The 26,290-nt window shown below is 46.2% G+C and carries 24 protein-coding genes; 14 read left to right on the top strand and 10 right to left on the bottom strand.

Going from position 1 to position 26,290, the window contains the following annotated elements; genetic code table 11:
• Positions 1 to 38: 38 nt before the first annotated feature.
• On the top strand, positions 39 to 2,507 hold the full coding sequence (locus ACMUEV_RS10655) for an ATP-dependent Clp protease ATP-binding subunit (RefSeq protein WP_017289117.1): 2,469 nt from the start codon (positions 39 to 41) through the stop codon (positions 2,505 to 2,507).
• A 195-nt stretch (positions 2,508 to 2,702) separates the two neighbouring features.
• Complete coding sequence (gene mscL / locus ACMUEV_RS10650; protein WP_190653301.1) at positions 2,703 to 3,113, top strand: large conductance mechanosensitive channel protein MscL; 411 nt, start codon at positions 2,703 to 2,705, stop codon at positions 3,111 to 3,113.
• Between the two features lie 110 nt (positions 3,114 to 3,223).
• On the opposite strand, the gene ACMUEV_RS10645 is transcribed toward mscL, so the two are convergent.
• Positions 3,224 to 3,817 (bottom strand): peptidoglycan-binding domain-containing protein, encoded by a 594-nt coding sequence (locus ACMUEV_RS10645; RefSeq protein ID WP_026148756.1) that lies wholly within the window; start codon positions 3,815 to 3,817, stop codon positions 3,224 to 3,226.
• Positions 3,818 to 3,921: 104 nt separating this feature from the next.
• Between ACMUEV_RS10645 and lepB the strand changes: the two genes are divergently transcribed.
• The 6 genes from lepB to ACMUEV_RS10615 all read left to right on the top strand — a co-directional run bounded on the left by lepB (position 3,922) and on the right by ACMUEV_RS10615 (position 10,630).
• A complete protein-coding gene (gene lepB / locus ACMUEV_RS10640) occupies positions 3,922 to 4,548 on the top strand; it encodes a signal peptidase I (protein WP_242044783.1) in 627 nt (208 codons plus the stop codon).
• A 144-nt stretch (positions 4,549 to 4,692) separates the two neighbouring features.
• Positions 4,693 to 6,471: an ABC transporter ATP-binding protein gene (locus ACMUEV_RS10635; protein ID WP_190653302.1), complete on the top strand. Its 1,779-nt coding sequence runs from the start codon at positions 4,693 to 4,695 to the stop codon at positions 6,469 to 6,471.
• A complete protein-coding gene (locus ACMUEV_RS10630) occupies positions 6,468 to 7,724 on the top strand; it encodes a nucleotidyltransferase family protein (RefSeq protein ID WP_190653303.1) in 1,257 nt (418 codons plus the stop codon). The genes ACMUEV_RS10635 and ACMUEV_RS10630 overlap by 4 nt, the downstream gene beginning before the upstream one ends.
• The gene (locus tag ACMUEV_RS10625) at positions 7,721 to 9,130 is read left to right on the top strand and encodes a tetratricopeptide repeat protein (protein WP_190653304.1); all 1,410 of its coding nucleotides are present in this window, start codon (positions 7,721 to 7,723) and stop codon (positions 9,128 to 9,130) included. Before ACMUEV_RS10630 ends, ACMUEV_RS10625 begins: the two co-directional genes overlap by 4 nt.
• A 16-nt stretch (positions 9,131 to 9,146) precedes the next feature.
• Complete coding sequence (locus tag ACMUEV_RS10620; protein WP_190653305.1) at positions 9,147 to 9,863, top strand: glycosyltransferase family 2 protein; 717 nt, start codon at positions 9,147 to 9,149, stop codon at positions 9,861 to 9,863.
• Between the two features lie 2 nt (positions 9,864 to 9,865).
• A complete protein-coding gene (locus ACMUEV_RS10615; RefSeq protein WP_190653306.1) occupies positions 9,866 to 10,630 on the top strand; it encodes an NAD-dependent epimerase/dehydratase family protein in 765 nt (254 codons plus the stop codon).
• On the opposite strand, the gene ACMUEV_RS10610 is transcribed toward ACMUEV_RS10615, so the two are convergent.
• From ACMUEV_RS10610 to ACMUEV_RS10590, 5 genes are all read right to left on the bottom strand, one after another.
• Entirely contained in the window at positions 10,627 to 11,322 is a 696-nt protein-coding gene (locus ACMUEV_RS10610) for a glycosyltransferase family 2 protein (RefSeq protein ID WP_017289125.1), read from the bottom strand. The genes ACMUEV_RS10615 and ACMUEV_RS10610 overlap by 4 nt on opposite strands.
• A 292-nt stretch (positions 11,323 to 11,614) precedes the next feature.
• Complete coding sequence (locus tag ACMUEV_RS10605; protein ID WP_199329707.1) at positions 11,615 to 11,764, bottom strand: hypothetical protein; 150 nt, start codon at positions 11,762 to 11,764, stop codon at positions 11,615 to 11,617.
• Between the two features lie 13 nt (positions 11,765 to 11,777).
• Complete coding sequence (locus ACMUEV_RS10600) at positions 11,778 to 12,881, bottom strand: serine kinase (RefSeq protein ID WP_190653307.1); 1,104 nt, start codon at positions 12,879 to 12,881, stop codon at positions 11,778 to 11,780.
• 9 nt (positions 12,882 to 12,890) lie between these two features.
• Positions 12,891 to 13,943 (bottom strand): nucleotidyltransferase family protein, encoded by a 1,053-nt coding sequence (locus ACMUEV_RS10595; protein WP_190653308.1) that lies wholly within the window; start codon positions 13,941 to 13,943, stop codon positions 12,891 to 12,893.
• Positions 13,944 to 13,948: 5 nt separating this feature from the next.
• The gene (locus tag ACMUEV_RS10590; protein WP_017289129.1) at positions 13,949 to 14,392 is read right to left on the bottom strand and encodes a PqqD family protein; all 444 of its coding nucleotides are present in this window, start codon (positions 14,390 to 14,392) and stop codon (positions 13,949 to 13,951) included.
• A 339-nt stretch (positions 14,393 to 14,731) separates the two neighbouring features.
• On the opposite strand from ACMUEV_RS10590, the gene ACMUEV_RS10585 reads away from it, so the two are divergent.
• The gene (locus ACMUEV_RS10585; RefSeq protein ID WP_199329708.1) at positions 14,732 to 15,655 is read left to right on the top strand and encodes an SMP-30/gluconolactonase/LRE family protein; all 924 of its coding nucleotides are present in this window, start codon (positions 14,732 to 14,734) and stop codon (positions 15,653 to 15,655) included.
• A 5-nt stretch (positions 15,656 to 15,660) separates the two neighbouring features.
• On the opposite strand, the gene ACMUEV_RS10580 is transcribed toward ACMUEV_RS10585, so the two are convergent.
• Positions 15,661 to 16,320: a YbaY family lipoprotein gene (locus ACMUEV_RS10580; RefSeq protein ID WP_190653310.1), complete on the bottom strand. Its 660-nt coding sequence runs from the start codon at positions 16,318 to 16,320 to the stop codon at positions 15,661 to 15,663.
• Positions 16,321 to 16,382: 62 nt separating this feature from the next.
• Entirely contained in the window at positions 16,383 to 16,910 is a 528-nt protein-coding gene (locus ACMUEV_RS10575) for a hypothetical protein (RefSeq protein WP_190653311.1), read from the bottom strand.
• 179 nt (positions 16,911 to 17,089) lie between these two features.
• On the opposite strand from ACMUEV_RS10575, the gene ACMUEV_RS10570 reads away from it, so the two are divergent.
• The 4 genes from ACMUEV_RS10570 to ACMUEV_RS10555 all read left to right on the top strand — a co-directional run bounded on the left by ACMUEV_RS10570 (position 17,090) and on the right by ACMUEV_RS10555 (position 22,329).
• Positions 17,090 to 17,515 carry a response regulator gene (locus tag ACMUEV_RS10570; protein ID WP_348251526.1) on the top strand — a complete coding sequence of 142 codons (426 nt, stop codon included), beginning with the start codon at positions 17,090 to 17,092 and terminating at the stop codon, positions 17,513 to 17,515.
• Between the two features lie 170 nt (positions 17,516 to 17,685).
• Complete coding sequence (locus tag ACMUEV_RS10565; protein WP_190653313.1) at positions 17,686 to 19,974, top strand: sensor histidine kinase; 2,289 nt, start codon at positions 17,686 to 17,688, stop codon at positions 19,972 to 19,974.
• Entirely contained in the window at positions 19,937 to 20,359 is a 423-nt protein-coding gene (locus ACMUEV_RS10560) for a response regulator (RefSeq protein ID WP_017289135.1), read from the top strand. The genes ACMUEV_RS10565 and ACMUEV_RS10560 overlap by 38 nt, the downstream gene beginning before the upstream one ends.
• Positions 20,320 to 22,329, top strand: a complete 2,010-nt coding sequence (locus tag ACMUEV_RS10555; protein ID WP_199329709.1) for a response regulator — start codon at positions 20,320 to 20,322, stop codon at positions 22,327 to 22,329. The genes ACMUEV_RS10560 and ACMUEV_RS10555 overlap by 40 nt, the downstream gene beginning before the upstream one ends.
• Positions 22,330 to 22,421: 92 nt before the next feature.
• Here the strand turns inward: ACMUEV_RS10555 and thiL are convergent, their stop codons facing one another.
• On the bottom strand, positions 22,422 to 23,384 hold the full coding sequence (gene thiL, locus ACMUEV_RS10550) for a thiamine-phosphate kinase (protein WP_017289137.1): 963 nt from the start codon (positions 23,382 to 23,384) through the stop codon (positions 22,422 to 22,424).
• 271 nt (positions 23,385 to 23,655) lie between these two features.
• Between thiL and ACMUEV_RS10545 the strand changes: the two genes are divergently transcribed.
• Positions 23,656 to 25,041: an NAD(P)/FAD-dependent oxidoreductase gene (locus ACMUEV_RS10545; RefSeq protein WP_190653314.1), complete on the top strand. Its 1,386-nt coding sequence runs from the start codon at positions 23,656 to 23,658 to the stop codon at positions 25,039 to 25,041.
• 131 nt (positions 25,042 to 25,172) lie between these two features.
• Here ACMUEV_RS10545 and recA read toward each other — a convergent pair whose 3' ends face one another.
• A complete protein-coding gene (gene recA / locus ACMUEV_RS10540; protein ID WP_017289139.1) occupies positions 25,173 to 26,261 on the bottom strand; it encodes a recombinase RecA in 1,089 nt (362 codons plus the stop codon).
• Between the last annotated feature and the right edge of the window lie 29 nt (positions 26,262 to 26,290).

Below are 26,290 nucleotides of genomic sequence, written 5' to 3'. Positions count from 1 at the left end.
AGAATCAGACCTACGCAGCAGGTGAATGGAAATACGCCATGTTTGAACGCTTCACAGAAAAAGCCATTAAGGTGATTATGTTAGCCCAAGAGGAAGCACGCCGCTTGGGTCATAACTTTGTGGGTACAGAGCAGATCCTCCTGGGTCTGATTGGAGAAGGAACGGGTGTCGCTGCCAAAGTTCTCAAATCGATGGGAGTGAACCTTAAGGACGCTCGGATTGAAGTTGAGAAGATCATTGGTCGCGGTTCCGGCTTTGTGGCAGTGGAAATTCCGTTTACCCCACGGGCAAAGCGCGTTTTGGAACTCTCGCTTGAGGAGGCTCGCCAACTCGGTCACAATTATATTGGAACCGAACACCTGCTCTTAGGATTAATTCGAGAAGGTGAAGGCGTTGCCGCCAGGGTGTTAGAGAATCTAGGCGTTGACCTCTCGAAAGTTCGTACTCAAGTTATTCGGATGTTAGGCGAAACCGCCGAAGTCACTTCGGGTGGTAGCCAAGGTCGCACCAAAACCCCGACCTTAGACGAATTCGGCTCAAATCTGACGCAGATGGCAGCCGAAGGCAAGCTCGATCCCGTGGTCGGTCGCCAAAAAGAAATCGAACGAGTCATTCAAATCCTGGGTCGTCGGACGAAGAACAACCCCGTGTTAATTGGTGAGCCTGGGGTGGGTAAAACCGCGATCGCTGAAGGACTCGCTCAACGGATTGCCAATGATGACGTTCCTGACATCTTAGAAGATAAGCGCGTCGTCACCCTCGATATCGGTCTACTCGTGGCAGGAACCAAGTACCGAGGCGAATTCGAGGAACGCTTGAAAAAAATCATGGATGAAATCCGCTCTGCCGGAAATGTCATCCTGGTAATTGACGAAGTTCATACCTTAATCGGTGCAGGCGCGGCAGAAGGCGCGATCGACGCTGCCAACATTCTGAAGCCAGCCCTTGCCCGAGGTGAACTGCAATGTATTGGTGCAACGACGCTCGATGAGTATCGGAAGCACATTGAACGCGATGCAGCGCTCGAACGCCGCTTCCAGCCTGTAATGGTGGGTGAACCTTCGGTCGATGAAACGATCGAGATCCTCCGAGGCTTACGCGAACGTTATGAGCAGCACCACAAGCTGAAAATTTCAGATGAAGCGCTAGAAGCAGCCGCGAAGCTATCCGATCGCTATATCTCAGATCGATTCTTGCCGGATAAAGCGATCGACTTGATCGACGAAGCAGGCTCGCGCGTGCGGTTGATTAATTCTCAATTGCCGCCCGCTGCAAAAGAACTCGATCGCGAACTGCGTCAAGTCCTGAAAGACAAAGATGATGCAGTCAGATCTCAGAATTTCGACCGGGCAGGTGAACTGCGCGATCGCGAGATGGAGATCAAAGCGGAAATCAGAGCGATCGCTCAAACCCGCAAAACCGAAGCGACCGATGAAAATGCTTCTCCGGTCGTCGGCGAAGATGACATCGCGCAAATCGTTGCCTCCTGGACAGGCGTTCCGGTGAACAAACTCACCGAATCTGAGTCTGAGAAGCTGCTGCACATGGAAGATACGCTGCACACTCGCTTGATTGGTCAAGATGAAGCGGTGAAAGCAGTATCGCGTGCAATTCGCCGCGCACGGGTGGGCTTGAAGAATCCCAATCGCCCGATCGCGTCCTTTATCTTCTCTGGACCGACCGGGGTAGGTAAGACCGAATTGACGAAAGCCTTAGCAGCTTACTTCTTCGGATCTGAAGAAGCGATGATTCGTCTCGACATGTCGGAATTCATGGAGCGTCACACCGTTTCTAAACTGATCGGTTCGCCTCCTGGATATGTCGGCTACAACGAAGGCGGTCAGTTGACTGAAGCCGTTCGTCGTAGACCTTACACCGTTGTGCTCTTTGACGAAATCGAGAAAGCGCACCCGGATGTGTTCAACATGCTGCTGCAAATCTTGGAAGATGGTCGTTTGACCGATGCTAAGGGACGCACCGTAGACTTCAAGAACACACTCTTGATTATGACCTCGAACATCGGTTCTAAGGTGATCGAGAAGGGTGGCGGTGGACTTGGTTTCGAGTTCTCTACCGAGAACGAATCGGAATCGCAATACAACCGCATCCGCTCCTTGGTGAACGAAGAACTGAAGCAATACTTCCGTCCTGAGTTCTTGAACCGACTAGATGAAATTATCGTCTTCCGTCAGTTGAACAAGGCAGAAGTCAAAGAGATCGCGGACATCATGCTCAACGACGTGTTCAAGCGTTTGAAAGAGCAAGGAATTACGCTGCAAGTCACGGAGCGGTTCAAAGATCGCCTCGTTGATGAAGGCTACAATCCGAGCTATGGTGCACGTCCGCTCCGTCGAGCCATTATGCGATTGCTTGAGGACTCGTTAGCAGAAGAGATTCTGTCTGCACGGGTGAAAGATGGCGATATTGCGACGGTTGACGTAGATGAGAATGGACAAGTGAAGGTACTTCACGGTCAAGAGCGAGAATTGCTGCCAGCAGCCGAATAAGTTCTAATTCTTGAATAGTAAAAGCGGTAGAAAGACAACTCTTTCTACCGCTTTATTTTTTTGATGCTAACTATAAGAAATATCAGATCCTTGAAAAACTGCAATAACTCTCGTCTTATAATACGCGAAAGTAGAAAATGATTCAGTTAGCAGATTGAGTCATTTCTAGTGTGAAAGTTGAGGATAAATTGACTTATGGCAAGAAGTAGTTTTTGGGCTGATTTTCAGAAGTTTCTCATGCAAGGAAATGTTATTGACCTTGCAGTTGCAGTCATTATTGGTACTGCTTTTGGCAAAATTGTGACTTCGTTTGTAGAGGATATTATTACTCCGTTAATTTTGAATCCTGCTCTGAAAGCTGCCCGAGTCGATAGCTTGCAGAATCTTTCGTATGAAGGCATCAAGTATGGAGTTTTTCTTGCATCGGTTATCAATTTCCTAGTGATTGCTCTTTCGATTTTCTTGATGATTCGCGCGTTTGAGAAAGCAAAGCGACGTTTTTCCCGGCAAGAAGCGATCGAAGAAGCCGCAGCACCCGATCCATTGTTAGTTTCTCAAGAACGTTTGACCAATGCGATCGATCGTTTGGCTTCTAAAATGAACTAATTGAATTTCACGATTGAGCGATCGCAGTTCACTTTTGAGAATCGCGATCGCTCTTTTAATTCAACTTGGATGAAGCATTCAATGTTTTCCAAGTCTCCAACCTCTCGAATTTAGGGAAGTCTTGCAAACACTTCGCGAATAAACTCTTGATCATTAATTTGTCGGGCTTGGAGACTCTGTTTCAAAGTGATTAAATCGCTTTTCAGTTTGCGAAGTTCATTCAGTTCGGAAGTGGGAGTCGGAGTTGGAGATACGACTCCTTTTGCATCATCATTTAAGCGTCTCCGAACTGTAAGTGTCGCAATTCCTGTAACAGGAAGTTTGCGAGTTCTTTGATAAGTTTTAACAGCACTATAAGTCGTGCGGCGGTAGTTGCCGCTCAGCTCAATATCGACTTTCAAAACGATTTTGAGATTGTTTTGTAGAATTCTCACCGTCTTCTCGATCGAACTTCTCAAATCTGCACCATCGTTTCCGGTTGCTGCCATGTTGCTATCCAATTGGTATTGCAGAATCGCAGCACGGGTGTAGTCGTCTAAATTCGATAAGACTCGTAGCGAAGTCGTGTCACAGTTAATCGCACCGAGAATGTCACGATCGCAAGCATTCACGCTATTTCCTAACCCATCAAGTCCTCTAGGACCTAGATAGTATCCCAGTCCATCGAGATTTTCTCGTAGGTCTTGAAGTGAAGTGATTGGCATAGAACGATGCTCCTGAATTTTGCACGTTTTTACAGACAATTCAGTTTCTATTTTGCTACAAGAAAGCCTGGTCAAAATCGGTAAAGAAGTGGAAGAGAGATAAAATGTCCAAAGACCAAGTTAAACGTGCCATGACTCCCGAAACCAAAGCCGAACCTCAAAATCTTCCTGCTTCAGATTCTCCGCCCAAATGGAAAATCTGGTGGGAGAACTTCCAAATTCTATTTATTGCCTTGATTTTGGCTTTGCTCGTGAGATCGTATGTGGCAGAACCGAGATTTATTCCATCTGATTCGATGGTTCCGACGTTGCAAGTGGGCGATCGCTTAGTCGTTGAGAAATTGTCGTATCGATCGCATCCACCAGAATTTGGCGACATCATTGTCTTTGATCCACCCCCTCAGTTACAAGAACTTGGATATTCTAAAGATCAAGCCTTCATCAAGCGGATCATTGGCAAGCCTGGGCAAACGGTCGAGATTAAGTCTGGAAAAGTATTTGTCGATGGTCAGGCCTTACAAGAACCGTATATTGCTGAAGCGCCGAGGTATACGATGCGACCTGCAGCTGTTCCAGCAGATAGCTACTTTGTGATGGGAGACAACCGAAATAATAGTAATGATTCGCATGTTTGGGGCTTTTTGCCCAAAGATTTTATCTTGGGTCGCGCTTGGATCCGGTTTTATCCATTCGATCGCATTGGACGAGTCAGTATTGATACCAGATCATAATGTGAATTTTGCGTGAAGTTTTTCAAAAAAGCCTGTCGTAAAAACAGAGTACACGAATCAGTAGAAACCGAACTTGCTCTACTTGTTTCCTAAATCACTTGAATAGGAAATCATTCGGAGATCATTCTCCTGTTGGGTTTCTACATGTTGAAAATTAACCGCGCAGTTACGTTAGTGTGGCAAAGTTCGCCATTCTGGACAACGATTCATAGCTTTGTGGCGATTGTTCAAACGCTGTTACCGCTGATCCAGCTTTACTTGATTAAGCTGATTGTTGACAGCATTGCCAGTAGTCTCAAGGGAACGAGTCAGTCTCAAAATTTTAATCACATTCTATTTCTGTTGATGGGTACAGGAATAGTCATGCTGCTGACTAATTTTGCTGCTGTTATCGCTGAGTTAGTTTCGACGACTTTATCTCAGCGAGTGACGGATTACATGCAAGTTGTACTCTACAGAAAAGCGATCGAGATTGATTTAGAGTCTTATGAAAATCCTCAGTATCAAGACATTTTAGAGCGCGCGAAGTGGGAGGCGCCTCACCGTCCTACTCGAATGTTGAACAATTTGACCTCAATTGGGCAAAGTGCCCTTTCTCTCATTGTGGTTGCCGGGTTACTCATCACGATGCATTGGGGGTTGATTAGTATTTTAGTCGTTGCCTCGATGCCCATGATGCTTCTGCGGGTTCAACAGTCTAAAGCGCTTTACAAGTGGCAGCGACATCAAACTGAACTTGAACGTAAAGCTAATTATTTTGGGCATTTACTGTTAGGCGATAGCCCAGCGAAAGAAATTCGGCTCTTCAATATTGGCAACTTACTGATTGAATGGGTGCAGGAGTTAAGACAGCAATTGCTGCGAGAAAAGCTTGCGTTGATTACCCGACAAGCCAGTGCTCGATTGCTCATGCAAGGGATCACTAGCCTTGCAGTTCTTGCAGCGTATGGATTCATGATTGAACAAACGCTGCAGGGGAAATTTCAGCTCGGCGATCTCGTCCTTTATAGCCAAGCTCTGCAACGCGGGCAGGGTGCGCTGAAAGATCTCATTGGCAATCTAGCAAGCCTGCATGAAAATCATCTATTTCTTGCTGACCTGTACGAGTTTTTGGCGATTCAACCCACGATCGCGAAACCTCTTCACCCGACAACTGTGCCGAATCCGTTTCGCCGCGGAATTGTGTTTGAAAATGTCAGTTTTCGATACCAGAATTCTGCCCGTTTTGCACTGAAGCACATCAATCTTTCTATTCAACCAGGAGAAGTGATTGCACTCGTTGGTGAAAATGGCTCGGGTAAAACAACATTGGTCAAACTTTTGACTCGACTCTACGATGTCACAGAAGGGCGGATTACGATCGATGGCATTGATATTCGGCACTTTTCGCCTGACGATTTGCATCGTCAGATCAGTGTGATTTTCCAAGACTACACGCGCTATCAATTCAGCGCCCAAGATAATATCTGGCTTGGCAATATTGAACTACCGATTACCTCTGATCGCATTGTTCAATCTGCTCATCAATCGGGTGCCGATGCAGTGATTCAAACCTTGCCACAAGGCTATAACACACTGCTCGGAAAGTGGTTTAAAGGGGGCGAAGAACTCAGCGGAGGACAATGGCAAAAGATTGCATTAGCTCGGGCTTTTTTACGTGAAGCTCAGTTGGTTGTGCTCGATGAACCAACCAGCGCTATGGATGCCAAAGCTGAGGCTGAAGTCTTTCAGAAATTTCGGGATCTGATGCGCGATCGCTCAGCGTTGTTAATTACTCATCGTCTCTCAACGGTCAAGATGGCGGATCGAATTTATGTGATGGATCAAGGAAGAATCACAGAAAGTGGGACGCATGACCAATTAATGGCGCGACGAGGAACCTATGCTCACTTGTTTGAAATTCAAGCCAAACACTATCAATGACAACTCCTGAAAATACTGCTTTACTAGCCTGTATCCGGTTCTATTTCGGCACAACAGCCGAGTGCGACGTGAAAGATGCGTTGGGAGGGGCGATCGATTGGTCGGTACTGTTAAAAACTGCGATCGATCATGGCGTTATGCCGCTGCTATATCACAGTCTTAAATCGATGGATGTTCAAGTCCCGCGATCCATCCTGATGAATTTGCAAGTCTGTTATCGGATGAATGGATTGCATAATGTCTCGCAAACTCAGGAACTCTTGAAGGTGCTTGCGCAGCTTGAAGCGGCTGGAATTGATGCGATCGCATTTAAGGGATCGGCACTTGCAGCTTCTGCATACGGCAATATTGCCTTTCGTCAATTCAATGATTTAGATATTCTTGTTAAGCGGCAAGATTTTTGGCAAGCAAAAGCAGTCTTAGTAGCAGCAGGCTATCATTCTCCAGTTTCAACAGGCGAACTTCTACAATTTCAGCGATATCTTCAGATTTCTTTAGTGAACCGCACGCCTGATGCAGCCTTGTTTAATCAGAAGTTTCAACACTCTTTGCTGCATAGTAATCCAGAGCGAAGCATTGACTTACATTGGGGAATTCCGCCGAGACGAACTTGGAAGTGCGATCGCATTGAGCGCCTCTGGGAAAATCTAGACACGATCGATCTAATGGGACAGTCGATTCAAACGTTTTCGCCGGAGACAGCACTGGTGGTTCAATGTCTAAATGTTGCGAAGGAACCTTGGAAGCGCTCATTTAAGCAGATTTGTGATGTTGCTCAGATCATTCAAGCGTATCCTAAGTTGAACTGGAATACTGCGCTAGAACTATCGGCTGATTTACGAAGTCAACGGCTTTTTCTCATCGGGGTTGAGGTGACTGCTCAACTTCTGGGTGTTCCGCTACCCGAATTTGTGCGCGAGAAACTTGCCGACGATTCCAGTCATCAGCAAGTTTTTGAGAGCGATCGCGCTCCTACAGGCGTGTTGAAAACTTCTTGGTCGGAATATACGAACCAACTGAATACTCTAGATCAAGCGAGAGATGGAATTTTTGCGACAGGCTTTTATCCCCTCATCACGCTGCTCGCGATTTTGACAACCATCACATCGATCAATGAGCACGATCGTGAACTCTTGCCTTTACCAAGCTGGCTATTTTTCCTTTACTATGTGCTTCGCCCAATCCGACTTTTAATCCAGTACGGATTTGCTCGTAAACCACTCACTGTACAAAGCAAAGTAGAGTTCCTATGAAACAGTCGTTCAACGTAGACATTGCTCTGACGCAATTTAAGTTAGCGAACGCTTGGCACGCCCGAGGGAATCTGGAAGAAGCCTTGACGCGCTATCAAGAAACAATCCGACTCCATCCGAACTATGCGCCTGCCTATCAGCAGTTAGCCAATTTGATGCTCAAACAACGTCGGATGGAAGAAGCATTGCAGTACTACGAGCAAGCGCTGAGCTTAGATTTTGAGGCAACCGATCTATCGTTTTACTACCACTGTTTGGGCTTATCAGAACGTAAGAGTTCTTCTAGTCAAGCGGAAATTGTTTCAGCAGGAAACTCAAGCGTAATCAAGACAGAACATATATCCAGAGGCATGACCACTGGCAAAATTAGTCTTGGAAAACAACGAATTTTTGGGTTTCATCGTAGCGGCTGGAACTTTGCAGTTCAGGCACTGAGTCCGTTGCACAATCCTCATGGTGTTTTGTTTGATGGGTGTATAGAAAATCAGTTTCTATTTCAGCACAATGCGCGATCGCGATCGCGCCAAATTTTGGCGAAAATGAAAGCTGATGGTGTGTTTCAGTATCTCGCAACTTCAGAAGAAAAAGGAATTACGCCTTATCAAAAACCTTGGGTTGGGTTCTTCCACAATCCTCCTGCTATTCCCATTTGGTTTCACTATCACAATTCACTCCAAAGGCTATTTCAAAAGCAAATCTGGCAAGATAGTCTACCTCATTGCATTGGGTTGTTTGCCCTCTCGAACTATCATGCAGAATGGCTAAGAGAGCAGACAGGCAAGCCTGTTTCTGTGTTAGTTCATCCAACTGAAATCCCTGAAAAACAGTTTGATTTTCATCAATTCTTACAAAATCCACGTAAAAAAGTGGTGCAGATTGGATGGTGGCTCCGCAAATTGAACTCGATTTATCGACTCCCACTGGATAAAGATAATTCACTGGGCTATGAGAAAGTCAGGCTAGGCTTTTTGTTTGATGTAGCCGAAGATCTCATTACTAAGCTGATGCAGCAAGAAGCGAGAATTTATAAGATCGATATTGATGAAGCATACTCAGAAAATACGACTGTTCTTCGACATCTCCCTAATGATGAGTACGATGATCTGTTAGCTGCCAATATCGCCTTTATCGATTTGTATGATGCCAGCGCGAACAATGCCGTTATTGAATGCATCGCTCGTGCAACTCCCCTGCTCGTCAATCCACTCCCGTCCGTGAAAGAATACTTGGGTGATGAGTATCCCATGTACTTCAACACCCTAGAAGAAGCCGCAGAAAAGGCGTTGGATACGTCCTTAATTCTTGAGACGCACCTTTACCTAAAGCATTGCGAAACCAGACAGAAACTCTCAGCAGATTACTTCCTGAATAGCTTTTGTAACAGTGAAGTTTATCGGATGATTTAATGAAAGGACAATTCTGATGACTGTTAATTTTCCACTGGTTAGTGTGATTATTCCGGTTTACAATCGCGATCTCTATCTGGCTGAGGCGATTGATAGTGTTCTCGCTCAGACTTATCCAGCGATCGAGTTAGTTGTGGTTGATGATGGATCGAGCGATCGTAGTGCAGAGATTGCTCAGCGATATCTCCCAAATCTTGTTTACCACTATCAACCAAATGGTGGAATCAGCGCTGCTAGAAATACCGGCATTGGCTTAGCTCAAGGCGAATTTCTAGCCTTTCTTGATTCCGATGATATTTGGATGCCAGACAAGTTATCTCAACAAATGGAAGCCTTTACATCTGATCCAAATTTGGAGGCTGTGTTTGGCTATGTTCAACAGTTCTATAGTCCAGAGCTAGACGAAACGTTTCGGCAACGCATTCGCTGTCCGGAGCAGCCGAGTGCTGCTTATATTTCCAGCGCGATGCTGATTAAGCGATCGGCATTCCTGCGAGTCGGTGAGTTTGAAACCGAGTTAAAAACAGGAATCGATATAAGTTGGTATGCCCGCGCGGTCGAACAACAGTTGAGACAGCTCATGTTGCCCGACATTGTTTATCATAGGCGACTGCATGAGACGAACAGTGGCATTACAGAACGTCAGCACGCGAATCAACGTCTCCATATTCTCAAAACGATGCTGGATCGACGGCGGCAGTCTAATCTCCCTCAAACGACTCAGGAAATCTAAACATGCGCAACTTCTTTCAACCTCGCCCCAAGTCGGATCAGAAAACTGTTCTATTGACGGGAGCAGCCGGAACGATTGGGATGTCCTTGCAGCACTATCTTGGGGAAACCTATCACTTTCGTTGTCTCGATCGTAAACGTATTCCCCAGGTGCAAGATATGCGAGTGGTCAACATCGAAAACTTTAGAGCAGTGCTTAAGGCAATGCAAGGAGTCGATGCTGTGATTCATCTTGCAGCAAATCCTCGTATCGATCAGCCTTGGCAAGACGTTTATACGAGCGGTATTGGTGGCACATATAACGTCTTTGCAGCAGCTCGCCAAGCTGGAGTCAAGCAAATCATTTATGCCAGCACGAATCATGTTTCTGGCTGGCGAGAAGTGAAGCAAGAACCTCAGATTACGTCTGATCAACTGGTTCGCCCTGATTCGTTGTATGCAGTTGGCAAGGCATTTGGTGAAACGTTAGGGCAATTTTTTGTCGATCGATATGAAATGTCGATCGTTTGCCTTCGCATCGGAGCCTTTGTAGCCGAACCCAAACTTTACAGCCCTAACGATCGCATGCTGGCAGTCTGGTGTAGTCCACGGGATCTGGCTCAACTGGTACAGCGATCGCTAGAGCAAGATAATCTCGGCTTTCAGATTTTCTACGCTATTTCCGGCAATACTCGCCGCTATTGGGATATCAGCAATGCTCAAGCCTTGCTAGGATATGACCCTCAAGATGACGCTGAACGCTTGCTGACCGCTCTTAAATTGACTTAATCAGCGAGTCGCTGTGTTTTACGGGCAAGCGATGCTCTCAGGATTTTGATGGCACGATGAACGCTTTCACGCCATGCTTGCCAGGACAAATTCGCGCCATGAAGCCGCCTGAGAATCAGTGTTTCAGGAAGTGTGATGATAGGGATTTGAGCATCTCTGGCTCGACATAACCATTCGAGATCTTCACTGGCACGATAATCAGGCGAGAAATTCCCAATTTGACTAAACACAGTTCTGCGAACGACCAGCGTACTAGGAATGGGACTCTTGTGATCTTCAAGCCCAATTTCGGGTTGAAACCAGGATGGGAGCTGAGTTCCTGGTTCGATAAAATTTTTGATTTTCGTTGCGGTGATGCCAACATCCGGATTCTCTAACATATAGGCAATCTGAATACTGAGCTTATTGGGCTGCCAGACATCATCTGCATCTAAGAACGCAATGAATTCTCCTTGAGCCTCTGCGATCGCGCGATTACGAGCTACCGATACTCCCTGATTTGATTGATAGAAGTAACGCACTTCTGGATAAGCACGGACTACATCAGCAGTGTGATCCGTTGAACCGTCATCGACCACGATCGTTTCGAGCGGATGGTAACTTTGAGCGCGTACGCTATCCAACGTTGCTGCGATGAATTTTCCGTAGTTACAGGTGGGGATGATCACGCTTACTAAAGGAGAAGTGCTCATGATTGGTATTGCTTAGGGTCTAGTAACTGTCTTGATGCAACCTGCTTGACCTGTTCCAGATTAGATTTAATCCCACTCAGATAGTGGCTTACTGTATCTTCGCTGCCTTCTATGAAGATGACGTTGCCAACTCGATTTGAGAGGCAAACTTTCTCACAAGTGCTATTGGGGTGATTGTCAACAAGCTGTTCAAAAAAATAGTCATTCGGTTCAACACAAATCCCTGTCTATCCGAACTTTTGTTCCAACACATAACAGCTACTGGCTGCTTTACCATTTGCGGCTCCGATTTCTAAGAAATAACCGTTTCGCTTGCCTGGAAACACATATTCAGCAATCCAAGATCGTTATTCATTTCGTTATAGTATTGTCGCTGGGGTGGAAGTAGAGCGGGTGTAAATCGGATCAGCCCATCAATCATTTTTTGCTGCAAAGTTCTCATCTCACTGCCTCATTTAAAGTGATGTCAGTAAATTCGCAATCACAGCGGGAATCTGGGCTACGTCCGTACCGAGTTCCAGAGCATAGCAAGGAACTTGCTTGACTAAGCTAGACATCATCTGGAATGCCGTTTTTCCACTACCTGCTAATTGGAACATTGTGCTGGGCGCAAGTGCTTTTAATGCCATTGCTGCTGTTGTCGGGCGCAAATGCGTGTCTGATTTTCCAGTTACTTGTGGAACTAATACCGCTTTAATCGGAAAGCCTGTGACGACTTTTTCAGGGCAGTGATGATTCAGAAAGAGCATTGCTTTTTCTGAATCTAGGCGATCGCGATTATTGACCCAAGGAGCCAACCGAGGAAATCGCTCTAAATCTTCTTGTCCCTTCAGTTTGGCAGTGTTGTAGAGACTATAAACATAGGGAGTCGGCTCCATCGAAAGCAGACAATAATCATCGCTGGCGTAAACGAGTGGACTATCGATGCAAGCGAGCGCAGTAGAAGATTTGCCAGACCCCCCTTTCCCTGCAAGCAAGACACCTCCATCTAGAGTGCCAACTGCTCCAGCATGAACATATTGTTTGTGACGATCGGTTGTCCACCAATTTAGAATCATTTGCAGAGGTGAACCCTTTTCCCAGTAGGGAATATTTTCGGCATCTTTAATCCAGTAACAGGCAAGATTCTGCTTGCGATCGAGCACGCTCAGAATGTTCGGTCCGATGTGAAAGTTGGAGCGAATGCGATCGCCATCGTATCCTTTGACTTCTTTGCGCGGTCCTAAGTGGCTCGTCCAATTGATCTCAAGCAGTTCGATGAGACTGCCAATCAGTAATGGCAATTGCGTTGAGGTAGAAGCACTATCCCAAATACAAATCGTGAGATCTGGATCTGCTACAGGTGAAGTCACTAAGTGAGCAAGTGCAGGTGTGAGATAGGGAACTAATCCGTCTCCTGCAAACTGTAGACAAATCGTATATCCTCCAATTAGATAGAAGAACTTCACGATTCCAACAGCTTGAGCGGCTCGCTCAAATCCTGCATGAACCATCTGAAAGTAGACGAGCTGTTCCTGTTCTTCTAATCTCAAAGCGGGTGGAGCTGAAGTAAGTTGCATAAGAGTGACTTAGTATCGGGGAACAAGAAGCGTTTTCAGAATTTGTCTACCTGGAAATGGGCGATGCCGAAGCTGAAATAAATACTGTTCTAAAGGTCGCATCACAGGTAAGCTTTGCGCTCTCAGCCACGGTTGCCACTCTCCTGCTAAGACTTGATAGGTGGACAATTCCTCAGATAGGAGCGGCATCTGCACCAGCGTAGGCAGGACCCAGTTTGGTACATCTAACTCAAGGATTTGGTGCAAGAGCGTCAGCGTGTTTCGCAGGGGCAAGATCATACGATAGCGTTGTGCTTGAGTGATCAATCGTTGCCAGTCCAGATCGTCGCCAAATCTCTGGATCAGTAAAAATGCATCTGCGAGACCCTGAATGGTTTGTCCTCTTGCCTTCAAGAATGTTCTTGCACAGATTTCTAAAAGCTGATCGGTTGGATCGAGTAAGAATCCAGCGTTAGGAAGCGAGATGGCTCGCCGCCAAACCTGCTCATCTGTCTCATCTTGAGGGAATGCCCAAAATAGACGTGTCTGAATATAGAGACTCTGCTGTTGCGCCTTGAATTGGATTGACACCTGCCCTGGAGTCGGTGCAGGGGCTTCCCAATCAAGAGCGGTAAGGGTCTTGAAGGTAGGATCTAGCTGATCTTGGCGGAGCAGCAAATGGAAACTGGAGACAGGTAAGTTGCTGGCGTGAAAATTGAGGGCAGCATCTCCGAGAACGATCGCATCAATTCCAGCTTCTGCCAAGGCTGCCAAAATGGTATGAAGCGATCGGATCTGAAGTTGATTAGCATACCAAGTGCGCCGATAAATCCCTTTCAGCCTTGCCATGTGAGGGTCTTCGACACCGTGCGCCAATAGAGTTTGGTATAGTTGCGGCAGGAGTGTAAAGGATGTTGAGTCTAAGGTTTCAATATCGACGCGAGCTTTCCACTGCTCCCAAGCGGTGAGTGCAGATTGACCCTTCAAAAGGGCTGCTTTTAACAGAAGCTCTTGTGTGAAAGTGAGACGATAGAATCCAAACTGGAAGATGTGTTTTTTGTGCTTCTCTGGTGAATTGTTCATGAGCGTTAGGCAGACTTGGCGTTAGGCCAGCCTACTTCTACATCGACTTCATGAATTGGATCGAGTAGGAGTAAGTCTTCCATGTCGGTGAACTTTTCCAATATCGGTTTTTCAAATTGAGGTTTGGAGGCAGAAGGTGCAATCGTTGTGGTGGGATTTGGCGAATCAAGCGTCGTGCCTTCGACTTTCAAGATCAGTTCTTCACGTATTAGATGGTCTAGAAACTCATCGACGGCTGTTGCAATATCCTCGTAGCTTGCTGCATAGGTTTGCGTGAGTTGATCAATGAGGTGAAGACGATCGCTGCCTTGCTCAAGACCACTCCAAACTTCTGCGCCTGTCTTAAGCAAGCTGTAGTAGTATCCTTTCTCTAAATTAACAATGACGACTTCTCCATCAATCGTTTCACAAACGACTTGCGGTGTATTGACCTGAAAGCTTATGTTCATTTTGAGGCTGATATGAATTACACAGGTGACTTGTTGCAGTTTTTACAGCGTCACAATCGAGCGTCAGGGGAAAAAAATCAAGACTTCATCAAAACTTCATCAAACGCTGCTAGTGGATTGTCGATTATGAAAGCTAGACATAATCGGCAGTATAGATACTTTTATTGTTGGCATCTTGTGATATTCAGAGACTGATTCAATCTCTTGATGCACATTTCTAAGACATTTCTTTAAATAGTACTCGGAACATGCTTTGTTCTTTTTTTAACTACGACGAGCTTTTAATTTAGGAATCGAATCGTTGATAATGCTGTGTACAAACCTCATGCAGTTAAAGTGATGACAATAAAATTAAAGATCAAACAGCAGATCGCAAAATACTTGCCAGGAAATTGCTTACAGGCAACAACACAATCGTTCAAAACCCTGTTTCCTAAGAATTTCCGTGTCACTTGTATTGCATCCGGGTTGAAATTTACAGAAGGTCCGCTGTGGTGTGCAGATTCACAATGTTTACTATTTAGCGATATTCCTGCTAATCGGATCTACAAATTTGCAGATGGACAATTAACGGTTTTTCGGGAGCCTAGTGGTAACGCGAATGGCTTGACGCGCGATCGACAAAAACGATTGATCACTTGCGAGGAAGGAAGCCGTCGTTTGACTCGGACGGAGTTAGATGGAACGATTACCGTGTTATGCGATCGCTTTGGTAACCAGAAACTCAATAGTCCTAATGATGTGATTGTGAAACAAGATGGCTCAATCTACTTTACTGATCCACCTTATGGAATTCAACCTGAGCAGCAAGAACAACCTGTTCAAGGAGTTTACTATCTATCAATTGATGGAATGCTGAAACTGGTTGTTCAAGATTTCATTGCACCGAATGGTTTAGCATTATCTCCAGATGAAAGGACGCTGTATATTGATGATTCGTCGGAACGCTGTCATATTCGTGCATTTGATGTGCAAGCGGATGGTTCTCTAACAGGCGATCGAGTTTTTTGCGCGATGAGTACTCCGGGAGTATCTGGGAATCCGGATGGCATGAAGGTTGACCAAGCCGGGCATCTCTATGCGACTGGACCTGGGGGAGTTTGGGTGTTTGAACCGGATGGAACTCATCTGGGCACGATCGTATTTCCAGAGCAGCCTTCTAACTGTGCCTGGGGTGATGCTGATTGGTGCAGCCTCTATGTTACGGCTTGTAGCTCTGTATATCGGATTCGTGTGAATATTCCAGGGATTCCAGTTCCTTAAGTTACCTATCTTGGAGTGGGCGTTACTGAACGGACAATTACTTCAACTTTTTCAGGCTTCTGATGCGGTGTAGTTGGGTAAGCGACATCTCCAGCAAAACGAAGCTGCTGATCGACTAAAATCCGGGCACGAATGACATAAGATATGTCTTCACGAATGCTAGAAGTATTGTAATTGAGCGAAAACGGGATCGGGACTTGTTTGCCTTTCGTTTCGATAGTTTGTTCTGCAAGAACTTCGATTGGTGCGTCAACCGATTCTAAAGTGACTTGCACGATCGCATCAGGCGGCAAAGCAATCCGCTCTCGATAAGTGACGTTGCCAGAAACGGTTGTAGAGGCTGGAGAGATCATTGTTCCGGTGCAAGCTTGATAAAATGGTCGATTGTTGTGCGTCAGTTCAGCTTGATCTCCTTTGCCAGAAAAGGTGTACTTGCCAGCTTGATATCGAATTCCAGAACCTGTGCGAACTTGGCGCAGGTTCAGAGATTGATTCTCGAAAGTCACGATCGCACGATTGCCAATAAATCTTGCTCGAAACTGCTTGCCCTCGCGACACTGAAACTCATAGATCCGAGCTTGTGCAGGCTGTTGTGCTTGAGCCGCGATCGCTGTTGTGAGGAACAAAAATGTTGCAAGTCCTATACCCTGGTTAAAAAATTTCATTGTCCTAAAGGTGAACGATATTGATTGATGAATACTCTTCATCACAATAGTTCCAAGCAAAGTTAATTTAACTGTGAGGCGGCGCTGATCTCCACTACGCGATCGTTTTCAAATCGAAACACTAAGGACGAAGCGTACTGATCGTTGGCATAAAACACTGCATTGTCTTCGTCGGCACTGGGCGTTCCGTAAATTCGTAAGACTTTGTTTCGGCGATCGCCGACGCGCACTCCTTCTAATGTTGCGAACTTTGAACTACGCGTTGTAATCGAATAAACTGTAGCATTCGGTTCTTGACGAACGCCCATTGGGACTTCAAAATGCACTTCCAGTTCTGGATATTTCCAGTAGAGCAAGGTTCCACAACAGGTTGAAGCTTGAGATGCCATTTGGGGTGGCTTGCCGAGTTTGCGTTCAACCTGAAACGCTTTCATACCCAGTTTGATGCCTGCAAGACCCATGCGAGCCATTGACATCTCTTTTGGTGGTGGTTGCACTGGAGCCGCGAGAGAAACTGAAGCGAGTGGAACTGCAACGAACGTCGTTGTGAGGAGAAGAATTGTAAATAGCGATCGAGAATGAGTCAGCATAATCAAAATTTCTGAAGGGGCTTAATTTCTGCTTCAAGCCTAAAGCCATCATTCCTCAATTTTTTCGAGTGATTTCGACAAATCAGGTCGAGACTGAAAGATTAACAAAATCAAGAGAGTTTTTCGTCGATCGCACTTTTCATACTAAAAGTGATCACACAGCCTTGGAGGAAGATCTGTTGGAACGCTTGATTTTAGTGCTAGAAGAAAACCCAGAGCAGGCGATCCTGATTCAAAATGTCTTTCAACAGGATGAAGTTCCTTGTCGAGTCGAAGCGATCGCCGATGGTGCAAGCGCGATCGATTTCTTGTACCGCCGAGGCATTTACGAAAATGCTTCTCGCCCTGACTTAATTTTGCTGGATTTGGACTTGCCTGGAAAAACAGGTCATGAAGTCTTGAAAGAACTTAAATCCGATCCGCAGTTTAGAAGAATACCTGTGATCGTGCTGACCTTTTCTGAGAAGAAAGAAGACATCTTTCAAAGCTATGTGTTGCAAGGAAATAGCTATGTAATCGAATCTTCAGAACGCGATCGATTGACTGAAATTATTCAGCGAATTAAAGATTTTTGGTTAGGAATTGTAACCTTACCAGGAGAGTGAGCGCTCAGGATTGTTTGTGCTTTGATTGCAGAGTCCTAAATTTTATAAGCTCAGAAATCTAATTAAAAAAACTGGCGATTTTAATTAACGATCTTGCTGAAATTCCTGCGCTATGCTCGGACGTGGAACGTAGGGGTAGATGTGGCAATTCACAGAGGCAGGAAAAGATTATGACTGACTTAAATTTAGATACTCAATCAAGCAGTTTAATCAGCTTGAAGCAACCTTCCATTCATCGCCTTACCCAGGTTCAACCTCATGGCATCCTGCTCGTGTTAAAGGAGCCAGAGTTAATTATTTTACAGGCAAGCCGCAATACGACTTCTCTGTTAAAAATGGATGCTGAATCATTGCTCGGAAAAGCGATCGATGAAATTCTCGACTCTTTCCAAGTTGAACGAATCCGAGCTGGATTATCCGCAGACAACCTTGACTTTATTAATCCAACGAGAATTTGGATCAAACGAAATGGCGATGACTATGCTGTATTTGATGCCGTATTCCATCGCAGCGCAGACGGCTTTTTAGTTCTAGAGTTAGAACCTGCTTTGACAGAGGAAAACATTCCATTTCTGAGCTTTTATCATCTTGCAAAAGCTTCGATTAGCCAGCTCGAAGCAACGTCTAATCTTCAGGATTTTTGTCAAATTATTGTCCGCGAAGTTCGCAAAGTCACCGGATTCGATCGAGTGATGCTTTATCGCTTTGACCATGATGGACATGGCGAAGTGGTTGCAGAAGAAAAAATTGCAGAACTTGAATCCTACTTTGGGCTACATTTCCCTGAATCTGACATCCCTCAACCCGCTCGGAAAATGTTCCTGTCTAACTGGATTCGCGTGATTCCAGATGCTCACGCCGAACCTGTTGCCCTCTATCCGGCAAATAATCCACTGACCTACCAGCCAACCGATTTAACCCTGTCCATTCTTCGCAGTCCTTACGCGTGCCACACTGAATATCTGCACAATATGGGAGTTGGAGCATCGTTGACCATCTCCTTGATGAAAGACCAAAAGCTTTGGGGCTTGATTGCTTGTCATCATCGCACTCCCAAACCTGTGCCGTATGAATTGCGGAAAGCCTGCGAATTTTTAGGACGTGTGATCTTTGCAGAAATCTCGACTCGCGAAGAAACGGCAGACTATACCTATCGAATGCACCTTGCACAGGTACAATCTGCACTGGTTGAAGCGATGTCTGAAGCAAGTAACTTTATTGAGGGTCTGACACAATCCGAGCCGAATTTACTCGATCTCGCAGATGCAACAGGTGCAGCAATTTGTTTTGGTGGACGCTGGACGACTTTAGGGCAAACCCCCTCTGAAGAAGAACTGAATTATCTGGTTCAATGGCTTGCGAAGAACAATGATGACGAGGTGTTTTACACTCAATCTCTGCCGCTGATTTACTCTGATGCGGAGCGATTTAAGCATGTGGCGAGTGGATTACTCGCGATTCCAATTTCTAAGCGGAGCTATGTCCTCTGGTTCCGTCCAGAAGTGATTCAAACTGTGAACTGGGGAGGCGATCCAAATCATGCGTATGAGCTTAAAGAATCCGGAGACGATCGTCGTTTATGCCCCCGCAAATCCTTTGAGCTTTGGAAAGAGACAGTTCGGCTCAATTCCTTGTCATGGAAGCCTGTCGAGATTCAAGCTACATTGGAATTGCGAAAAGCGATCGTCAACATTGTCCTCAAGCAAGCTGAAGAACTCGCACTCCTAGCTCAGGATTTAGAGCGATCGAATGCTGAATTGAAGAAGTTCGCCTATGTTGCTTCGCATGACTTGCAAGAGCCACTCAATCAAGTCGCGAACTATGTGCAGCTTCTCGAAATGCGCTACCACGATGCGCTGGATCAAGATGCCACTGAGTTCATCGATTTTGCTGTCGAAGGTGTGAGCTTAATGCAGACGTTGATTGATGATGTCTTGGTCTACTCGAAAGTTGATCTCAAAGGCATTGAATGGCAACTGACGCATTCTGAAGCGGCGCTGACTCATGCGCTCAGCAACCTCAGAGGACGCATTGCCGAGACGGAAGCGACTGTAACGTATGATCCGATGCCGCAAATTGTGGCAGATGGAACTCAGTTGATGCAGCTCTTCCAGAATCTCATTGGGAATGCGATTAAATTTAGAGGCGCAGAACCACCGAAGGTTCATATCGGCGCGCAACGGCAAGAAGATACTTGGCTGTTCTCAGTGCGCGACAATGGCATTGGCATCGATCCGCAATTTAGCGATCGCATCTTTGTGATCTTCCAACGCTTGCACACCCGCGATGAATATCCTGGCTCTGGAATGGGACTAGCAATCTGTAAGAAGATTGTCGAATGCCATCGAGGTCGGATTTGGGTCGAATCCAATGTCAATCAAGGCGCAACCTTCTACTTCACCATTCCCGTCGGAGGACGAGATGCCGGAAAGAAAACGCATCTTTCTCATCGAAGATAATCGAGGCGACATTCGGCTCATCCAAGAAGCGCTGAAAAGCACAGCGACAGAATGTGATGTGATTGTTGCTCGCGATGGCATGGAAGCGATGCAGATCCTTCAGGCTCAAGATCCTTACCCGGATTTGATTCTGTTGGATCTGAACTTACCAAAAAAAGATGGGCGGGAAGTGCTAGCAGAGATCAAAGCTGATCCTTTGCTCAAGCATATTCCCGTGGTTGTTCTGACCACTTCGCGCAATGAAGAAGACATTCATAAAAGCTACGATTTGCATGTCAATTGCTACATTGCTAAATCTCGAAATTTACCCCAACTATTTAAGATTATTCAGGGGATTGAGGAATTTTGGTTAGAGACTGCGACATTACCTATCAGAACTGGTTAGAGAAGCCTTCTGTGCAGGTGCTGCTTGTAGAGGATAGTGCTCCAGAAGTGCGCCTGCTCCAAGAAATTCTCAAAAGCACGATTCTGACTCGATTTGAGCTTGTCCCAGTACAGCGCATGTCAGATGCGATCGCACAGCTAAAATCGACTCATTTTGATATTGTTTTACTTGATTTGACTTTACCTGATAGCACTGGACTCGATTCTGTGAGTAATTTAACCTCTCAGTTTCCCAGTGTTGCGATCGTTGTTCTGACGAATACCAATGATGATGATCTAGCAATCAATGCAGTTCGACATGGCGCTCAAGACTATTTGATGAAGCGTCAACTCAATCCGGATACATTGATTCGCTCGATGCGATATGCGATCGAGCGAAAACAAGCCGCAGAAGCATTGCGGGAGGCAAATGAAATCTTAGAGCAACGCGTTCAAGAACGTACCGCAGAACTCAAGCAAGAGATTGAACGATGTCAAAAAATCCAAGCCCGATTAGAACTCGCTCAAAAAGCTGCGAAAACTGGAACCTTTGAATGGAATCTACAAACGAACGAGATTAATTGGACAGCCGAGGCTGAAGCACTTTATGGTCTAGCTCCGGGAAGTTTTGCTGGGAGCTATGAGCATTGGATTGAGCTACTTCATCCTGACGATCGAACTAAGATTGAGATCGAAGATCAGCAGGCTCTCGATACTGAATTCCGAATTCTGCACCCTGACGGAAGTCTGCGCTGGATTGCGGTACAAAGTAGCCTTGTCGCTCAACCGCTGCGAATGCTTGGCATTCAAATGGATATTACCGAGAAAAAGCAGCTCGAAGCTCAATTTCTCAGAGCGCAAAGACTCGAAAGCTTAGGAACTTTAGCAGGTGGAGTAGCGCATGATCTCAACAATATTCTCACGCCCATTTTGGCAGTGACTCAGATTCTGCCGCTGAAGCTTCCCAATCTCGACGATCGCAATCGCTATCTCCTAAAGACGGCTGAAACGAGCGCGCGGCGCGGCGCGGACTTGGTGAAGCAAATTCTCTCGTTTGCAAGAGGAGTCGAAGGACATCGCGTCAGTTTGCAATTGAGTCATGTTCTCCGTGAGGTGCAGCAAATCATTCAGCAGACTTTACCTAAATCGATCGACATTCACACCAACATTGCTTCTGACCTTTGCACGATCACAGGTGATGCAACACAGATTCATCAGATTCTAATGAATCTCTGTGTGAATGCGCGGGATGCCATGCCTGAAGGTGGAACTCTAACGCTGCAAGCTGAGAACATTGAAATTGATCATGCGATCGCGCGGTTACATCTTGATGCTCACGTGGGTTCTTATGTGGTCATCACTGTCACAGATACCGGAACGGGCATTTCGCCAGAAAATCTCAATCGGATCTTTGATCCATTCTTCACGACGAAAGAGATCGGAAAAGGTACAGGTTTAGGACTTTCTGCTTTACTAGGCATTGTTAGAAGCCATCATGGATTCGTAGATGTTCAAAGTCAGTTTAATCAAGGGAGCCAGTTCAAAATTTATCTGCCTGCGGATTGCTCAAAAGAGTGTCCTTCAGAGGAGACACTACAGTCTCTATCAGGTCAGCAAGCTTGGGTACTAGTCGTGGATGATGAGCAGGCAGTCTGTGATACTTTACAAGCGATGCTATTGGCTCATGAGTATCAGGTTGTTGTCGCAAAAGGGGGGACAGAAGCGATCGCATTGTTGACCGAACATTCAGAGATTCAAACTGTGATCATGGATCTGATGATGCCGACATTAGATGGGTGGGCAACGTTACCTTTACTACGGCGAGTGAACGGAGAAATTTATGCGATCGCGATGAGCGGACTTGCATCCACTGAAATTGTGACTCAAGCTGAAAGACGTGGCTTTCAAGGATTCTTACAAAAACCATTTACGACTCAAGATCTGCTGAAAGTACTCGCTCAACAACAACAGCAATTGTCGTTTTTGGTGTAGTCCGAAGCTAGAGTAGTGCTGAATTAGGTGGGGAGTGGGGAGTAGGGAGCTAGCAAAGAAACAACTCCCCACTCCCTACTCTTGTTAATCGCTTACTTTTGGAAATGTTGAAATCCTTGATCTAAGCTCAAAGTGCGATCGCTAAATTCCCCGGAACTATCAATCAATCGCACTGCTAAATCAGAAGTAATTTGACCCACGATCGCTGAGCCGCTTACTTGCTCGACCCAAAGCTTCGCTTCTTCTTGTGGCAAACATAAAACAAGCTGAAAATCCTCACCGCCGTACAATGCCCATTCCATTGCTTTTTCAGGAGTAACCCACTGTTTCAAAGCTGGATCAATTGGGATTAAAGCACGATCGAGCTTTGCTCCGACTCCACTCATCCGACAGATTTGTAGGACTGCATCTGCTAAGCCATCACTACTATCCATTCCAGACACGCGGCTCGTCAGTTGAGGAATATCAAATCGCGGAATTGGATATTGATGTGCGCGAATTAATGAGGCTCTCTCTGGTGCAGGGTCAGAATGTAAGAGCATTTCTAATCCTGCACGGGACGACCCATGAAATCCGGTCACAAAGATGGCATCTCCGGGCTGAGCGGTCGATCGCTGAATCACACGATTCGGATCAACCTGACCAAATGCAGTAATCGCGACAGTAATCACAGGCGATCGGCATAAATCTCCACCGACCAAGGCTCCCCCGTATTGATTTAGACAATCCGCCATGCCTTGATAAAGCTTTTCCACCCATTCTACGGGTGTTGTTTTGGGTAAGCCTAATCCAACCGTTATGCCAAGCGGTGAAGCCCCCATTGCAGCCAAATCGGAGAGGTTTGCCGCGATCGCTCTCCAACCTGCGGCTTCAGGCGGAGTCGTACGATCGCTAAAATGCACGCCATCGACTAAAACATCGGAAGTAATCACAATCGATTTTCCAGGTTCAGTCGGCAGAACCGCAGCATCATCTCCCACGACCGCACGAGGACAAAAAGCTTGAACTCGTTTTAATAATCCTTGTTCGCCAATATCTTGAACGGTAAGCGTCATAGTGTCGAATTAATCCCGCGATGATGATATCAAAGAACTCACGATCGCAAATGCATTTGTCAGTCCTAATCTCTCGGCTTACTCACGAGAATCCGCCAAGTTACAAACACTGTCACCGCAACGAAAGACCAAAACACTAAAGCATCCTGCCAATTTTCTAGAAAACCAATGTGATCTGACACGATCGCTCCTCTGTACTTTTAGAATTAATTCTATCCCGGTGAAAAACGACATATACGCAGATCGCTAAAAATAAGGCTGGAGTTCTAAAATGAGCAGATTTCAACATGCGATCGTGATTGGCAGTGGAATGGCAGGATTGTTAGCAGGCAGGGTTTTAGCAAATCACTTCGAGCAAGTGACGATCGTGGAACGAGATCGGTTTCCCGATGCACCTCAGCCCCGAAATGGTATGCCTCAATCTCGGCACTTACACGTTCTGTTAATGCGCGGACAGTTAATTCTCGAAGCATTGTTTCCAGGACTACGCGATCAGTTGATTCAAGCTGGCGCAGTGTCCTTAAATCCTTCAGGTGATGTGGCATTGTTTAGTGCGTTTGGGTGGCTCCCCCGGTACGAATCGAACTTAGTCCAAATCTCAATGAGCCGAGACTTACTGGATTGGACAATTCGGCAACGATTAGAGCAAGTCGAGAATGTGCAATTTCTACCGGAGTCTCAGGTAACAGGGCTGATTGCAGCTGAAGATGGACAAGGCATCGCCGGCGTTAAAATTCAAGATCAATCTCTATCTGCCGATTGGATTGTGGATGCGAGTGGACAAACTTCCAAAACGCCGCAATGGCTAAAAGCTTTAGGATATGAACCTCCCTTAGAACTGTTTGTCAATGCCTTCATTGGGTATTCGAGTCGCATCTACCGCCTGCCTACGGACTTTCAAGCTGATTGGAAAGGTATCTTTATTACCTGTGCGCCTCAAGGTGCAACGAGAGGAGGCGCACTGTTCCCGATCGAAGGCGATCGCTGGTCAGTCGGATTGGCTGGTGCAGAACGAGATTATCCGCCCACGACCGAAGCGGAGTTTCTAGAGTTTGCAAAAACTTTGGTCAGTCCTGAGATCTATGAGGCAATCAAAGATGCAGAACCCTTAACGCCCATTTACGGGTTTCGGAAAACTGAAAATCGATTGCGACGGTATGAGAAAATGCAGCGCCAGCCTGAGAATTTTGTCGTGCTCGGACATGCAGCCTGTACGTTTAATCCAATTTATGGACAGGGCATGACGGTTGCAGCACTCAGCGCTCAGACTTTGGATCGGTGTTTCACACAACATCGATCGAGTTCACTAAAAGGTCTGGCTCGAAAAATTCAAAAAGAGGTCGCGAAGGTACAAAATCAGCCTTGGACGTTTGCGATTAATCAGGATTATCGCTACAGCAGTGCTGAAGGGCTAAAGTCCCAAGGACTGAATCGATTGCTCGATCTGTATTTCGATCATCTCGGTCAATTGATGACGCAGAAAAAAGAGATTTATCAAGCGTTCTTAGAAGTCATGCACATGCTTAAACCTGCTTCAAGTCTGTTTCAACCAGGGATTGCAATTCAAGTGCTAGGACAAGCACTGCGATCGACAGCAGCGAGAGAAACAAATAAAAAAGAGACAATTGAACCTTCAACTGTCTCTAATAATGCTTAGGGGATGTTTGATGAAAGGATCATTCGTCGCCTCTACCCGCCCTGGAATTCCATTCCGGGGCAAGATAGACTGGAGCGAAGAAACTGTCGATACTTTTCAACCACTCTGTTTAGGCTCGATCGCCCAAATTCCTATTCTTCATCTAGGGTTTCGTCATCATCCATTAGCTCATGCTCATCCACTTGACCCACTGAATTCGCTGACACCTGCGCGCCCATCTCTAGCTTCTCACGCACCTGCACTTCAACTTCTTTGGCAATCTCTGGACGCTCTTCGAGATACTTAATGGCATTATCTCGACCTTGACTGATATTCTCGCCCTTGTAGCTATACCATGCGCCTTTACGGACAATCACATTGGTCTCTTCCGCCAAATCGACCAAACATCCAAGCGTAGAGATTCCCTTACCAAAAATGATGTCAAATTCCGCAATTCGGAACGGAGGCGCAACCTTGTTTTTTGCCACCTTCACTTTCGCACGGGTTCCAAACTCTTCGGTTCCCTTCTTCAGTGTTTGAATTCGACGAATATCCAGTCGTACCGAAGCGTAATACTTCAGAGCTTGACCGCCTGTGGTCGTTTCTGGGCTACCGTAGGTCACGCCAATCTTTTGCCGCAACTGGTTAATAAAAATCACCGTACAGCCCGATTTGCCGATGTTTCCGGTGATTTTCCGTAAGGCTTGGCTCATCAAACGGGCTTGCAGACCCATGTGCGAATCACCCATCTCGCCTTCAATTTCAGCCCGAGGAACCAACGCTGCAACCGAGTCCACGACGACCACATCAACGGCAGTCGATCGCACAAGCTGATCCACAATTTCTAGTGCCGATTCACCTGTATCCGGCTGAGAAATCAAGAGATTTGCAATATCGACGCCCAAAGCGGCTGAATAGCTCGGATCGAGCGCGTGTTCAGCATCCACATAAGCTGCAATCCCACCCGATTTTTGTACTTCTGCGACCGCATGAAGCGCCAGCGTCGTTTTACCCGAACTTTCAGGACCGTAAATCTCGATTACTCGACCTTTCGGCAAGCCGCCACCGAGCGCCAAATCCAGCGTCAAGGCTCCCGTTGGAATCGTTTCTACTTTCATTCGGGTGGCATCGCCTAGGCGCATAATACTGCCTTTCCCGAAGTTGCGCTCGATCTGGGTGAGCACGAGATTTAGGGCTTTTTGCTTATCGGTCGTTTCTGTTGTTGTTGTTTTACTTGCCATTAGCGCCTCAGAAAGTAGGTGTGAAAAAT

This window comes from Leptolyngbya sp. FACHB-1624, assembly GCF_047649235.1.
In the GTDB taxonomy this organism is placed as follows: Bacteria; Cyanobacteriota; Cyanobacteriia; order Leptolyngbyales; family Leptolyngbyaceae; genus Leptolyngbya; species Leptolyngbya boryana.
The sequence above is the reverse complement of the archived record's forward strand: the minus strand, read 5'-3'. Positions and strand labels throughout refer to the sequence as shown.